Below are 13492 nucleotides of genomic sequence, written 5' to 3'. Positions count from 1 at the left end.
ACCTGATGTACCGCTATCGCGAGCAAGCTCGGCTCCTACGGGTTTTGCGATTCAGATGCAGAGAATGATTGATGTATTCACTTGAAGACTTGCTGCACTTGATGAACCGGCTGCGCGACCCGCAGTTCGGTTGCCCGTGGGACATCAAGCAGACCTACGAAACGATCGTCCCGCACACCCTTGAGGAAGCCTACGAAGTCGCTGACGCCATTGAGCGCGGTGACTTCGATCACTTGCAGGGTGAGCTGGGGGATTTGCTGTTCCAGGTGGTTTATTACAGCCAACTGGCGCGCGAAGAAGGGCGCTTTGAATTCGCCGGCGTGGTCGACAGCATTACCCGCAAGCTGATCCGTCGTCACCCTCATGTGTTTCCTACCGGTGATCTGTATGCGCCGGTGGACATACCGCGACTGAGTGAAGAGCAGGTCAAGCAGCGCTGGGAAGAGATCAAGGCCGAAGAGCGCGCCGAGAAGTCAGCGGCACCGTTGCAATTGTCGTTGCTCGACGATGTACCGGCCGCGCTGCCGGCATTGTCGCGCTCGGCGAAACTGCAGAAGCGCGCCGGGCAGGTCGGTTTCGACTGGCCAGACGCGTTGCCGGTGCTGGACAAGGTCCGCGAAGAGCTCGATGAAGTGCTCGAAGCGATGGCCGACAATGACTCGGCAGCGATTGCCGATGAGGTTGGTGACCTGTTGTTTTCGGTGGTCAATCTGGCGCGTCATCTCAAGGTCGATCCGGAAACCGCACTGCGTGGCGCCAACGGCAAATTCGAAAGACGCTTCCGTTTTATCGAACAGGCATTGCGCGACACCCACCGTCCCATAGAAGATTGCACCCTCGAAGAGTTGGACGCCCTGTGGGGCGAAGCCAAACGTCAGGAAAAGAATTTGACCAGCTGCGGTTGAGCAGTTGCCTAAGTGAGAAACAAGCACCATGAGCATTTCCCTTCGCGACCAGTTACTCAAAGCAGGGCTGGTCAACCAGAAGCAGGCCAAGCAGGTCAGCAAAGACAAGCAGAAACAGCAGCGCCTGGCCCACAAGGGCCAGATTGAACTCGATGATTCCCAGCAGCGTGCAGCGCAGGAAGCCATGGCCGAGAAGGTCAAGCGCGACCAGGAGCTGAACCGCCAGCAACAGGAAAAGGTCGAGGCCAAGGCTCGCGCCGCTCAGGTCAAGCAATTGATCGAAGTCTCGCGTCTGCCAAAGCTGACCACCGAGGACTACTACAACTTCGTCGACGACAAGAAGGTCAAGCGCCTCTGCGTCAATACGCTGATGCGCAACAAGCTCAGCAACGGATCGCTGGCCATCGTGCACCATGCTGGCGGTTACGAAGTGATCCCGCGTGAAGCGGCACTGAAGATTCAGGAGCGCGATCCACAGCGTATCGTGCAGATGAACGTGAAGACTGAAGAAGTGGCGGCCGAGGACGATCCGTACGCGGCCTATCAGATCCCGGATGATCTGATGTGGTAAGCCGTTAAGGGCTTCATCAACGACAAACCCCGCTCATGGCGGGGTTTGTCGTTTTCAATGCTGTAGTTGCTCAGGCGCAGCGGTCAGGCGGATAGCAGCGCTCTTTGCTGTTCCAGTGTTTCGAGTTCCGCTTTGTAGTTATGCGCGTCAGTCTCGGAGTGAAACATSCCCACCAGCATGTCTTGTTGRTGKACATCCCARATGCGGAYACCSGCGGCTACACCCTCATGGGATTTATGTGAATCGTCGCGTTCAGTTACTTTTACAGTCATCTGCTAGCTCCAATCTCAATTACCTGCACCAAGGCATGTGCAGGCCTCTGTTATATGAGTTGTTAGCTTGCTAAGTAAACTGACGGATCTGGAAACAAACTTTTGCAGATTTGAATAAAATCCTGCAGCCCTTTAAGTGCGCGACATTCGGTCGCAGGCCCGTTGGTTTCATGACAAAAGCTTCATGTTCGACGGGCTCTTTGTAGCAGCTGGCGAAGCCTGCGTTCGGCTGCGCAGCAGTCGTGAATCAGGCAATGCGGTGTGCCAGGAAGACTGGATGCTCAGGTTTACGACTGCTGCGTAGCCGAACGCAGGCTTCGCCAGCTGCTACAGGGGATATTTCAGGCACAAAAAAAACGCCCCGAACCAGTCGGGGCGTTTTTCAATACAGCGAAACGGCGGGTATTACTTACCAGCCCAGCGCTTGAGTACCAGCGTGGCGTTGGTGCCACCGAAACCGAAGCTGTTGCTCATCACGGTGTCGATGGTGGCGTTTTCGCGAGTCTTGGTCAGGATTGGCATGTCTGCCACTTCTGGGTCCAGCTCGTCGATGTTGGCGGAGCCTGCCATGAAGTTGCCTTCCATCATCAGCATGCAGTAGATCGCTTCGTGAACGCCGGCGGCGCCCAGGGAGTGACCCGACAGGCTTTTGGTGGAGCTGATGGCCGGAGCCTTGTCGCCGAACAGTTCGCGAACACCCTTCATTTCCATGACGTCGCCGACCGGAGTCGAAGTGCCGTGGGTGTTCAGGTAGTCGATCGGTGCGTCAACGGTGGACATGGCCATCTGCATGCAGCGGATGGCGCCTTCGCCGCTTGGGGCGACCATGTCGTAGCCGTCGGAGGTCGCGCCGTAGCCAACGATTTCCGCGTAGATCTTCGCGCCGCGCGCCAGAGCGTGTTCCAGCTCTTCGACCACGACCATGCCGCCACCGCCAGCAATGACGAAACCGTCACGCTTGGCGTCGTAGGCACGGGAAGCTTTTTCCGGGGTTTCGTTGTACTGGCTGGACAGTGCGCCCATGGCGTCGAACAGGAACGATTGGCTCCAGTGTTCTTCTTCGCCGCCGCCAGCGAATACGATGTCCTGCTTGCCCATCTGGATCTGTTCCATGGCGGTACCGATGCAGTGAGCACTGGTGGCGCAGGCAGAAGCGATGGAGTAGTTCAGGCCCTTGATCTTGAACGGGGTGGCCAGGCAAGCGGAAACGGTGCTGCTCATGGTCCGCGTTACGCGGTATGGGCCAACGCGCTTCACGCCTTTCTCGCGCAGGATGTCCAGCGCTTCCATCTGGTTCAGCGTGGAGGCACCACCGGAACCGGCGATCAGGCCGGTACGCGGGTTGGAAACTTGTTCGTCGCTCAGACCGGAGTCAGCGATGGCGTCTTTCATGGCCAGGTAGGCGTAAGCCGCCGCGTGGCCGACGAAGCGATAGATCTTGCGATCGATCAGCTCTTCGAGGGGAAGGTCAATGGAGCCGGAAACCTGGCTACGCAGACCCATTTCGGCATATTCCGGGTTGAACCGGATGCCAGGGCGGCTTGCACGCAGGTTAGCGGAGACGGTCTCTTTGTCATTGCCCAGGCACGAAACGATGCCCAGACCAGTGATAACGACGCGGCGCATGCGAATAACCCTTAGAAGTTGTCAGTGGAGGTAAACACGCCGACCCGAAGGCCTTCGGCGGTATAGATTTCGCGACCGTCGACAGTGACCGAACCGTCGGCGATGGCCAGGTTCAGCTTGCCCTTCAGGACGCGCTTGATATGAATGTTATAGGTGACTTTCTTGGCGGTCGGCAGGACCTGGCCAAAGAATTTCACTTCGCCCGAACCCAGCGCACGGCCACGGCCCGGCAGACCTTGCCAGCCAAGGAAGAAGCCGACCAGTTGCCACATGGCGTCGAGGCCCAGGCAGCCCGGCATCACCGGATCGCCTTCGAAGTGGCAGGCGAAGAACCACAGGTCCGGATTGATATCCAGCTCGGCGACCAATTCACCTTTGCCGTACTTGCCACCTTCTTCGCTGATCAGGGTGATGCGATCAACCATCAGCATGTTCGGGGCGGGCAGTTGCGCGTTACCTGGGCCGAACAGCTCACCGCGACTGCAGCGCAGCAGGTCTTCCCGGGTAAAGGCGTTTTGTTTGGTCATGCGAGCTCCTCAATAGTCCCATGCGGCAGGTGGGGCAAATCTTCCCGGCCGATCGAAGCGTTCATGCCTCGAACCGGCAGCCTACTCATAGACTATTGCGTTGTGGTGAAAGTCACAGCACCAAGGACATGAATGTACACTTGTGCACTGAAATTATTATTCAAGCCCCTTTTCGGGCCTGTTCGGGTGACTAAGACTGCCGCACTTTCGCCTTTCACGCCAGTCGCAGATGGTCGAAAGGCCTGTACTACTGCACCCAGCGCTGCAGAATTTGCTGCAAATCAGTCCGTTTGAAGGGCTTGGCCAGATAATCGTTCATGCCAGCCGACAAGCAGGCTTCGCGGTCGCCCTGCAACGCATTGGCCGTCAATGCGATGATCGGCAAGTCGGTGCAGCCGGGCAATTGGCGGATCTGACGGGTTGCTTCGTAGCCATCGATGATTGGCAGGCGGCAGTCCATCAGAATCGCTTCAAATACCAGGCTCTCGGCACTGCGCACCGCTTGCGCGCCATCGGTTGCGACGCTGACAGTAAAGCCCAGGCTGCGCAACATTGCTTCGATGACGGTCTGATTGACCGGGTTGTCTTCGACCAGCAGCACATTGCGCCCTTCGCCATCATCGTTGCCGGTCTGTGCCCGGGGTGTCAGTACGGGCAGCGGCTGCTTGTACAGTGCCAGCGGGATTTCCAGCGTAAACACCGAGCCCAGGCCTTCTTCGCTCTGAGCCCGCAAGGTGCCGCCCATGCGTTCAGCCAAAGTACGGGCAATCGGCAAGCCCAGGCCGGTACCACCATAGCGTCTTGAAATAGAGCTGTCGGCTTGCTGGAATGCATTGAACATCAGCTCCAGGCTTTCAGCGGAAATACCGATGCCACTGTCGCGCACGGTGCAGGTGAACCACAGCAGTTCGTGATCCAGCGATTGCCACTGCGGTTCGATGCTCACGCGGCCGTGCTCAGTGAACTTCAAGGCATTACCGACCAGATTGACCAGAATCTGCCGGATCCGCGTCGGATCACCCTGCACTTGAAGGGCGCGCATGTCCTCGGGGATTTGCAACTGCAGGTCGAGGCCGCGCTGCAACGCGCTGTGCTGGAACGATTGGGCGCAAGTGCTGATCAAGTCCGCGAGGTTGAACGGGATGTGCTCCAGTTCCAGTTCCGAGCGCTCGATGCGCGAGAAGTCGAGAATATCGTTGATGACCTTGAGCAGGTGTTCGGTGGACTCCGACGCCAAAGCCGCGTATTCGATCTGCTCCTCGGTCATGTCGGTGGTTTCCAGCAATTGCAGCATACCGAGCACGCCATTCATCGGCGTGCGCAGTTCATGGCTCATCATTGCCAGGAAGTCAGACTTGGCATTGTTGGCCTTTTCCGCTTCCTCACGCGTCTGGATCAACTGTGCCATTGCCTGATGCTGTTCGCGGCTGGCTTGTTCGAGGCCGGCGGCGAGGTTGTTGATGTGTTGCGACAGCGCGCCCAACTCGGTGTCGTCGACAATCGGCAGGGGTGTTTTGTAATCGCCTTCCTGAATCGCTTTCACCGCGTCGCCAATATCGCGGATCGGTTGGGAGAGGCTGCCCGCCAGGCGCCGGGCAACGAGAAAGGTAAACAGCAGGGCGAACAGCGCGAGGATCGCAGCCTTCAACAAGATTTCCTGCTGGCGCTGGTTGAAGGCGTCATTCGACAAACCGACGATCACCCGGCCCAGGTAGTCCTCGGAGGGGGTTGTGCTCGCCGCTTTGGACCCCTGGAAAAAATCATTGTTGAGCGCAATCCGCTGTAGCCGCACCGGTGCCTGAAACACTTCGACTTGCTGCGAGCGTCTGTAGGTTTCCGACGGCTGCTCGACATACACCAATATCCGGTTGGCGTTGTCCTGGACCTCCAGAAATCGCACGTTCGGCGTGGCGAGCGTGGCCTTGAGCAAACTTTCGAGCACCTCGTTGTTCCCCGAGATCACTCCGTACTCGGTGGCGGGTGCGAGCTGGTTGGCGATCAATTGCCCGGTGTGGTTGAGCTCCTGGCGCAAGTCCTGGATCCGCACAAAGGTAAAGAAGCTGATCAGCAGCAACGTCAGCAACAGGGCAGGGCCGAGACTGATCATCTGGGTGCGCGTACTGATGTCCCAAGAGCGCCGGAGGGTCATGGACGGCTTTCTCCTTCAGCCAACTGGGTGGCGACAGATGTTTCATTCACCTGTTCAATTCCTAATGAACGAGCCACTTGCGGATTGCTTAACACTTTGAAGTGCTGCGGATAGAGAGCACGCGGCCAGCTCGGGGGTGGCAGGTCGAGCACTTCGTCGAGCACTTGCAGCCAGTCGCTCTGATCGCTGTAAGTGCTGGCCAGGCTGCCCGCCTTGACGAACGCGGCGTTGGGGCCGACTAATGCCAATTGCCGGGAATAGCTGCTCAGCAGCAGATTTTTTGCAGTTTTCGGGTTGTAAAGGTCGGGATCGTCAAGACCCAGCAATACGTCGCAATTTTTCAGCAGGGCCTGCAAAGGACGGCTGTCGTTGATGTTATCCCAACGCTCGGTGACCACTTCCAGGCCCAGCCCAAGGGCGGCCTCCCGTAATTCATTGAGCAGGAATTCGCTGTGACTGTCGTACAGCACACCGATGCGCCTGGCCTGGGGCAGGATGAGCCGGGTCAGGCGCAATTGCCGATCCAGCGGCGGATCGCTCCAGAGCAGGCTGAGGTGCGGTGGGACGTTATTCCCGAAACGTTGCCGGGCTTGCAGGCGGCTGATACGCAGCACCAGCGTCGCCGGGCCCTGGGTCTCTTGCTGGCGCCAGTCGAGGCTCGGCAGGTCGAGCAGAATCAAGCGAGTGCCAGCGGGTAATTTGCCGGGCATTGGAAGGCTCGCCAGTGGCTGGAAACGCACACTGTCGGCCGGGCGCATTTCACTCAGCGAATGGACGAAGGATTGCACACCGGGGCTGTCTTCGGCACCGGTCAATAGAATGTCGGCGGCTTGTGCCGGCACGGCGCCCAACAGGCAACCAACCGCCAGGCACAACCCGACCAGCAGGCGGCCCAGTGGCGGCGATTTCCATGCCAAGCGCTGCAGCATTTAAAACGTCAGCTCCGCACTGAAGTAAAGCACTCGACGCTCGTCGTAATTGTTGTCGATGAACGTGGTGGGCTGGTTATCCAGACGTTGTTGAAGGACACCGGCCAGTTCCAGGTTGGCCTTGCCCAGGCCGATGCGTTTGGCGATGCGCGTGTCGACGCGCTCGAAGCGGTAACCGTTGAGCGCATCGTCGCCATAGTAGAAGAGCGCGCTGTTCCAGCCATAGCCCCAATCGCGCAGCCAACCGGCGGAACCACTGTTGCGCGCAGTCTGCTGCTCATCCAGCGGGTTACTCGCGTCGGCGTCGACATAGGCATAAGTCAGGCGTAGGCGGTCAGCGTTATCAAGACGCCAGTCCAGTTGCGTTTCAGCCCCGGAAAACCGCGCGTTGTTCGAGTTGCTGGCGATGTACTGGTTGTTGCGCAGCGGCTCGCTGATCATGTCGCTGATTTCGTCGTAGAACAGCTTCACATCGACGCTCAGCCCCAGTTTGGCGAAGTAGCCGTTGTAACCCAGCTCTCGCGAGCGCATGTGTTCCTTGTCGAGGTCACCCGGACCTCGGGTCTTGACGAAATAACGGGCGCTGGTCTGACCGTAGGCCGTGGGCCGCAGATTGGTCACCTGGTAACTCCAGTTGACGTTGTTTTCGAACATGTTCGGTGAGCGGATCGCTTCAGAGTATACGGCGCGCAAACCGTGACGCGGAGTGATCAGGTAATTGACCGCCACCCTCGGGGTCAGAGAACTGCCGGTCAACTGCGTGTCCTCGAACATCGCCCCGCCCTGCAACAACCAATGCTCTGTGGCACGCCATTCGAGTTGGCCAAACGTGCGCCAAGTCGTGTCGTCGAGCGTGCCATTGAAATAGGTCTCGGAATCTGCCCGGTCATAACGATAGTTCATGCCGCTGACCAGTCGCAGGCTGTCGGACAGGCTGAGGGTGTCTTGCACTTCGAGGTCGTAGCGCGATTCACGGGCGCTCTGATCGATGTCACCACAGAGTGTTTGCCGCGCGCCGTTTTTCCATTGCGCCAGCACCTGATTGGCCAGCGCTTGTTCCGCTGGCGTGCCGCGAGGTGCGCCGGAACCGGTGAAGCGATCCATGTTGCGCGCCAGGCGTTCGGTGTAGTTTGGATTGAGCTGCCAGAGTCGGGTCAGTTCCGGGCTGAATGACACCTCGGCATCACAGGCGCGCCAGGTTTGCTGGCGATCCCAATGCTGGGCCGAACCCTGGATATAAAGGCTGTGCTCGGGATTCAAGTCCAGGTTCCAGCGCAAGGAGCCGGCGTAGTCTTTGGCGGTGACGTCAGAATTGTCCCCGGCGGCAGTAATCCCGGGGAACACCGGGCGGTAGGTATAGGGCCGCTGGTTGGTGCCTTCCTTCGCATTCAATTGCCAGTCGATGCTCTGGCTTTGCGTGAGCGTCTGGCTGACCGCGAGGTTAAAGCGGTTCAGGCGACGGCTGTCACGATAATCGGCCTCGTTGCGGTCCGAATCGAAACCGTCGTCTTGCTGGCCCGACAGGGACAGACGCAGGTCGCCACCGTCCCAACCGGTACCCTGGCTGGCGTAATAGTCGTTGATGCCGCGCTGGCCACGGGTCACTTTCACTCGCGTGCCATGGCTGTCGGCCGGGTTGCGCGTGATGATGTTGACCACCGCCATCAGCGCATTGGCGCCATAGCTGACGGTGTTCGGGCCGCGAAACACTTCGATGCGCTCGATGTCTTCCATGGCGACCGGGATATCACTCCAGTCCACCGTGGCGAGGCCCGCGCGGTACACCGAGCGACCGTCGATCAGCACTTGCATGCGCCGGGCCCCGGTGACGTTGGTGCCGTGGTAGTTCACGGCGGCCTGGTTGCCGCTGAGGTTGCCGACCATCATGCCGGGCACTAGCCGCAGTAACTCGCTGATGTCGCGCGCGCCGCTGTCGTTGATCAGTTCGCTGTCGATCACCGTCATGCTGCCCGGAACCGCCGCCGGCGACTGCTTCAGGCGGGTGGCCGTCAGCACTTGCGGGAGCGGTTCGTTGTCGAGAAACAAGTCGTCGGCCAGCAAGGACGGGCTGAAAATCAGCGCCAGGACCAGCGGCGAGCGGGGTGAAGGAGAAGCAAACGTCACGTCATACCCTTGATCGCGATAGGTTGGCGCGCATGTTAACCGAGCTTGTCTACTTTTCCATTGGCGATACCGGCATTTTCCTAGGATTTATCGGCCTTCTTCCTACATTTGTGGGTAATTGACGCAGGGGCTGGCCGCCACTGGGACGCTCCGTATAATGCCGACATCGCCACTGGTATGGATTAACGGATTGCATATGACTGAACAGCGCCCAATTGCGGTCCTGGGAGGCGGAAGTTTTGGTACCGCCGTGGCTAATCTATTGGCCGAGAACGGGCATCAGGTCCGACAGTGGATGCGTGACCCCGAACAGGCCGAGGCCATTCGGGTCAATCGTGAAAACCCGCGTTACCTCAAAGGCATCAAGATTCTCCCGGCGGTAGAACCGGTGACTGACCTGCAAGCCACGCTGGATGCCTGCGACCTGTGTTTCGTCGCGCTGCCCTCCAGCGCCCTGCGTTCGGTCCTGGTTCCGCACGCCGAGCGGTTGAGTGGCAAGTTGCTGGTCAGCCTGACCAAAGGCATCGAAGCCCACACGTTCAAGCTGATGAGCGAGATCCTTGAGGAAATCGCTCCGCAAGCGCGCATCGGCGTGCTGTCGGGGCCGAACCTGGCCCGTGAAATCGCTGAACACGCATTGACCGCCACTGTGGTCGCCAGCGAAGACGAAGAACTGTGCCAGCGGGTCCAGGCTGCGCTGCACGGCCGGACGTTTCGCGTGTATGCCAGCGCCGACCGTTTTGGCGTCGAGTTGGGCGGAGCGCTGAAAAACGTTTACGCGATCATTGCCGGCATGGCGGTGGCGCTGGGCATGGGCGAAAACACCAAGAGCATGCTGATCACCCGGGCGCTGGCGGAAATGACGCGTTTTGCGGTGAATCAGGGGGCCAACCCGATGACCTTCCTCGGTCTTGCCGGCGTGGGCGATTTGATCGTTACCTGCTCGTCACCGAAAAGCCGCAACTACCAGGTCGGGTTCGCCCTCGGCCAAGGCCTGAGCCTGGAAGACGCGGTCACGCGTCTGGGCGAAGTGGCCGAAGGCGTGAACACGCTCAAAGTGCTCAAGGCCAAGGCTCAAGAGGTCGGCGTCTATATGCCGTTGGTCGCCGGGTTGCACGCAATTCTGTTCGAGGGGCGCACGCTTGAGCAGGTGATAGGGCTGTTGATGCGCGGCGAACCGAAAACCGACGTCGATTTTATTTCCACCAGCGGTTTCAACTAAGCACGCTTTAAAACAAAGCAGGGGACAGCGACATGAACGATCCGAAAACCGAGTCCAAGTACGAATCCATCCTGCTGCGGGTGCTGTGGATGATCGTCTTCCTGCTGGTCTGGCAAGTGGCGCAGTTCATCCTTGGCGCGGTGGTGCTGGTTCAACTGATCTATCGTTTGTTTTATGGCGCCCCGAGCGCCAGCCTGATGAACTTCGGCGACAGCCTGAGCCAGTTCCTGGCCCAGATCGGTCGGTTCGGCACCTTCCACAGCGACCAGAAGCCCTGGCCGTTTGCCGATTGGCCGGCGCCGCGTACACCGGAAGGTGAAGCGCCGCACGTCGTGGCACCCGCACCGCATCCGGTCAGAGATGAGGAACCCAAGCTATGAAACTCTGGGTATTGCGTCATGGTGAAGCTGAACCATATGGCTCCCGTCCTGATTCGGAACGGGAGCTGACCGACCACGGTCGCGAGGAAGTGTTGCGCACTGCTGCGCTGCTGATCGGGCAACCGCTGACGGCGATCTATGCGAGCCCCTACCTGCGAGCGCAGCAGACCGCGCAAGTGGTGCGTGAAGCGTTGGGTTTCGAGCCGGAGATTCGTACGGTCGAGTGGCTGACCCCGGAAACCGACCCGGACAAGGTGGCCGAGCAACTCGTGTCGGTGAGCAATGTGCTGCTGGTCAGTCATAACCCGTTGGTCGGTCACTTGTTGAGCTACCTGCAACATGGCGCCGGGCATCCGCCGGAGAAAGTCAGCACCGCCGGGCTGGCCGAACTCGACGCCGATGAGCTGCTGATTGGTTCGATGAAGCTCAACGGCATCAAACACCCATAAAATTTGCCGACGGGAAAATTTTGTACGAAATAGTCAACCAAGCACTTGCTTGGTTGGCTACGCTTGCTCCAGAACAAAAATTCAGGAGCGAGTCGCATGTCTGCTGCTTTTCGATTGCCGCTGGATGTTTTCTACGAGCGTGAGGCCCGCCATCCACGCCAGCGTTTCCTGGTCCAGCCCACGGGTGGCGGGCAGGTCGAGACCCTGACCTGGGCCGACGTCGGCCACCAGGCTCGCTGCGCCGCGCATTGGCTGAGGGCTCGCGAACTGCCACAAGGCAGCCACATTGCCCTGATCTCGAAAAACTGTGCCCACTGGATCATCGCCGACCTGGCGATCTGGATGGCCGGGCACGTCTCAGTCCCGTTGTACCCCAACCTGACTGCCGAATCCGTGGCCCAGGTGCTCGATCATTCCGAAGCGGCACTGGCGTTTATCGGCAAACTCGACGACTGGCCGAACATGTCCCGTGGCGTCAAATCTGACCTGCCGATAATCAGTCTGCCGCTGCACCCGCCCGGTACTTTCGATTTCAGTTGGGCCGACCTGCAGCGCAGTTCGCCCATCCAGGATGACCCCAAGCCCGGCGCCGATCAGTTGGCGACCATCATTTACACCTCCGGCACCACCGGGTTGCCCAAAGGCGTGATGCACAGCTTCGGTAATCTGGGCTTTGCCACCACGCGGGGTACGCAACTGTTTGGGCTCAACGAGTCGGACCGACTGCTGTCTTACTTGCCGCTGTGCCACGTGGCCGAACGGATGTTCGTCGAGCTGGCATCGATCTACACCGGGCAGACGGTGTTCTTTGCCGAAAGCCTCGATACCTTCCTGACTGATTTGCAACGTGCGCGGCCTACCGCATTGTTTGGTGTGCCGCGAATCTGGACCAAGTTCCAGATGGGCGTGTACAGCAAGATCCCGGCAAAACGCCTCGATTTTTTGCTGGGCCTGCCCATTATCGGCAAGCGGGTCGGGCACAAAGTCCTCGCCGGGTTGGGGCTGGATGCGTTGCGTGTCGCCTTGTCTGGCGCGGCGCCTGTGCCGCAGACCCTGCTGCTGTGGTACCGCAAACTGGGGCTGGATGTGCTTGAGGTCTACGGCATGACCGAGAGCTGCGGTTATTCCCACATTGGCCGGCCCGGCGAGAATAAGCCCGGCTGGATCGGCAAGCCCTGCCCGGAGGTTGAAGTACGAATCGACGACTCGGGCGAGGTCATGGTGCGCAGTGGTGCGACCATGCTCGGCTACTTCAAGGAACCGCAGAAAACCGCTGAAACCATCACCGAGGATGGCTTCCTGCGCACCGGCGACAAGGGCGAACAGGACGCTGAAGGCAACCTGCGCCTGACCGGGCGGCTGAAAGAAATCTTCAAGACCAGCAAGGGCAAATACGTCGCGCCCGCACCGATCGAAAACCGCCTGGCAGTGCATTCGCGGATCGAGCAAGTGTGCGTGGTCGGTGATGGTCTGAGTGCGCCCCTGGGGCTGTGTGTGTTGTCGGCAGTCGGGCAACAGGATGCCAGTGGAACGGCGAGGGCAGGGCTGCACTCAAGCCTGGAAAAACTGCTGGACGAGGTCAATGGCGTGCTCGATAAACATGAGCGCCTGCGGCGTCTGGTGGTGGTCAAGGACAGCTGGGCCGTGGACAACGGCTTCCTCACGCCGACCCTGAAGATCAAGCGTAACGTGATCGAAGCGGCTTACGGCGCCCGCTTCGAAGAATGGAGCGAGCGCAGTGAGACCGTGCTGTGGCAGGATTGAGCGACGAACAACACCTACAAAGGAAAGCAGCGATGAGTCTGTGGCGTACCACTCCCAACATCGAGCAGTTGAACGCAATCCAGAAAAACACCATCGGCGAAGTGCTGGATATCCGCTTCGAAGCGTTCGACGAAGAGTCCCTGACCGCGAGCATGGTCATTGACCACCGCACTCACCAGCCTTACGGCCTGCTGCACGGTGGCGCCTCGGTGGTGCTGGCCGAAAGCGTCGGCTCCATGGCCAGCTACCTGTGCATCGATGCCAGCAAGTTTTACTGCGTGGGCCTGGAAATCAACGCCAACCATTTGCGCGGCCTGCGCAGTGGGCGAGTGACCGCCGTGGCCAAGCCGATACACATTGGCCGCACGACCCACGTTTGGGATATCCGTTTGAGTAGCGATGAAGGCAAGGCCAGTTGTGTGTCGCGTCTGACCATGGCAGTTGTGCCGCTGGGCGAGAATCCGCCGGCGCGTTGATCCGCCTGCGGCCTGGCCCGTAGCCGCTGTCGAGGCTCGGCGAGGCGGCGTTCGGCTGCGCAGCAGTCGTCAGTTCGACCACCTCGGTTTACCTGAAA

At 59.5% G+C, this 13492-nt stretch carries 13 protein-coding genes; 7 read left to right on the top strand and 6 right to left on the bottom strand.

Annotated features, from left to right (window positions below; translation table 11 throughout):
- Positions 1–71: 71 nt before the first annotated feature.
- Both mazG and AC1D2P_RS28395 read left to right on the top strand, forming a co-directional pair.
- Positions 72–905, top strand: coding sequence for a nucleoside triphosphate pyrophosphohydrolase (gene mazG, locus AC1D2P_RS28400; protein WP_046031628.1), 834 nt, complete (start codon positions 72–74; stop codon positions 903–905).
- A 28-nt stretch (positions 906–933) separates the two neighbouring features.
- Entirely contained in the window at positions 934–1476 is a 543-nt protein-coding gene (locus tag AC1D2P_RS28395; RefSeq protein ID WP_046031629.1) for a DUF2058 domain-containing protein, read from the top strand.
- 83 nt (positions 1477–1559) lie between these two features.
- On the opposite strand, the gene AC1D2P_RS28390 is transcribed toward AC1D2P_RS28395, so the two are convergent.
- From AC1D2P_RS28390 to AC1D2P_RS28365, 6 genes are all read right to left on the bottom strand, one after another.
- The gene (locus AC1D2P_RS28390; protein ID WP_477811699.1) at positions 1560–1748 is read right to left on the bottom strand and encodes a hypothetical protein; all 189 of its coding nucleotides are present in this window, start codon (positions 1746–1748) and stop codon (positions 1560–1562) included.
- Positions 1749–2153: 405 nt separating this feature from the next.
- Positions 2154–3374 (bottom strand): beta-ketoacyl-ACP synthase I, encoded by a 1221-nt coding sequence (gene fabB, locus AC1D2P_RS28385; RefSeq protein WP_046031631.1) that lies wholly within the window; start codon positions 3372–3374, stop codon positions 2154–2156.
- 11 nt (positions 3375–3385) lie between these two features.
- A complete protein-coding gene (gene fabA, locus AC1D2P_RS28380) occupies positions 3386–3901 on the bottom strand; it encodes a 3-hydroxyacyl-[acyl-carrier-protein] dehydratase FabA (RefSeq protein WP_003227150.1) in 516 nt (171 codons plus the stop codon).
- 247 nt (positions 3902–4148) lie between these two features.
- Positions 4149–6050, bottom strand: a complete 1902-nt coding sequence (locus AC1D2P_RS28375) for an ATP-binding protein (RefSeq protein ID WP_077431474.1) — start codon at positions 6048–6050, stop codon at positions 4149–4151.
- On the bottom strand, positions 6047–6979 hold the full coding sequence (locus AC1D2P_RS28370) for an ABC transporter substrate-binding protein (RefSeq protein WP_477757815.1): 933 nt from the start codon (positions 6977–6979) through the stop codon (positions 6047–6049). Before AC1D2P_RS28370 ends, AC1D2P_RS28375 begins: the two co-directional genes overlap by 4 nt.
- Positions 6980–9103, bottom strand: a complete 2124-nt coding sequence (locus AC1D2P_RS28365) for a TonB-dependent receptor plug domain-containing protein (protein ID WP_077431478.1) — start codon at positions 9101–9103, stop codon at positions 6980–6982.
- A 196-nt stretch (positions 9104–9299) separates the two neighbouring features.
- On the opposite strand from AC1D2P_RS28365, the gene AC1D2P_RS28360 reads away from it, so the two are divergent.
- The 5 genes from AC1D2P_RS28360 (at position 9300) to AC1D2P_RS28340 (ending at position 13394) form a co-directional block, all read left to right on the top strand.
- Positions 9300–10325, top strand: coding sequence for an NAD(P)H-dependent glycerol-3-phosphate dehydrogenase (locus tag AC1D2P_RS28360; protein ID WP_046031635.1), 1026 nt, complete (start codon positions 9300–9302; stop codon positions 10323–10325).
- A 32-nt stretch (positions 10326–10357) separates the two neighbouring features.
- Positions 10358–10705 carry a DUF4389 domain-containing protein gene (locus tag AC1D2P_RS28355; RefSeq protein WP_046031636.1) on the top strand — a complete coding sequence of 116 codons (348 nt, stop codon included), beginning with the start codon at positions 10358–10360 and terminating at the stop codon, positions 10703–10705.
- Positions 10702–11154 (top strand): phosphohistidine phosphatase SixA, encoded by a 453-nt coding sequence (gene sixA / locus AC1D2P_RS28350; RefSeq protein ID WP_109785182.1) that lies wholly within the window; start codon positions 10702–10704, stop codon positions 11152–11154. Before AC1D2P_RS28355 ends, sixA begins: the two co-directional genes overlap by 4 nt.
- Positions 11155–11250: 96 nt before the next feature.
- On the top strand, positions 11251–12918 hold the full coding sequence (locus AC1D2P_RS28345; protein ID WP_109785183.1) for an AMP-binding protein: 1668 nt from the start codon (positions 11251–11253) through the stop codon (positions 12916–12918).
- A 32-nt stretch (positions 12919–12950) separates the two neighbouring features.
- Positions 12951–13394 carry a hotdog fold thioesterase gene (locus AC1D2P_RS28340; RefSeq protein ID WP_109785184.1) on the top strand — a complete coding sequence of 148 codons (444 nt, stop codon included), beginning with the start codon at positions 12951–12953 and terminating at the stop codon, positions 13392–13394.
- Positions 13395–13492 lie beyond the last annotated feature (98 nt).

It is taken from the genome of Pseudomonas sp. P1_F1_2 (genome assembly GCF_056405815.1).
This window is presented reverse-complemented; position numbering and strand designations above follow the sequence as displayed.

Coding starts and splice junctions, on each gene's coding strand:
- AC1D2P_RS28375 (WP_077431474.1), bottom strand. CDS start 6,050: ATGACCCTCCGGCGCTCTTGGGACATCAGTACGCGCACCCAGATGATC.
- AC1D2P_RS28370 (WP_477757815.1), bottom strand. CDS start 6,979: ATGCTGCAGCGCTTGGCATGGAAATCGCCGCCACTGGGCCGCCTGCTG.
- sixA (WP_109785182.1), top strand. CDS start 10,702: ATGAAACTCTGGGTATTGCGTCATGGTGAAGCTGAACCATATGGCTCC.
- AC1D2P_RS28360 (WP_046031635.1), top strand. CDS start 9,300: ATGACTGAACAGCGCCCAATTGCGGTCCTGGGAGGCGGAAGTTTTGGT.
- mazG (WP_046031628.1), top strand. CDS start 72: ATGTATTCACTTGAAGACTTGCTGCACTTGATGAACCGGCTGCGCGAC.
- AC1D2P_RS28340 (WP_109785184.1), top strand. CDS start 12,951: ATGAGTCTGTGGCGTACCACTCCCAACATCGAGCAGTTGAACGCAATC.
- fabB (WP_046031631.1), bottom strand. CDS start 3,374: ATGCGCCGCGTCGTTATCACTGGTCTGGGCATCGTTTCGTGCCTGGGC.
- AC1D2P_RS28345 (WP_109785183.1), top strand. CDS start 11,251: ATGTCTGCTGCTTTTCGATTGCCGCTGGATGTTTTCTACGAGCGTGAG.
- AC1D2P_RS28355 (WP_046031636.1), top strand. CDS start 10,358: ATGAACGATCCGAAAACCGAGTCCAAGTACGAATCCATCCTGCTGCGG.
- fabA (WP_003227150.1), bottom strand. CDS start 3,901: ATGACCAAACAAAACGCCTTTACCCGGGAAGACCTGCTGCGCTGCAGT.
- AC1D2P_RS28395 (WP_046031629.1), top strand. CDS start 934: ATGAGCATTTCCCTTCGCGACCAGTTACTCAAAGCAGGGCTGGTCAAC.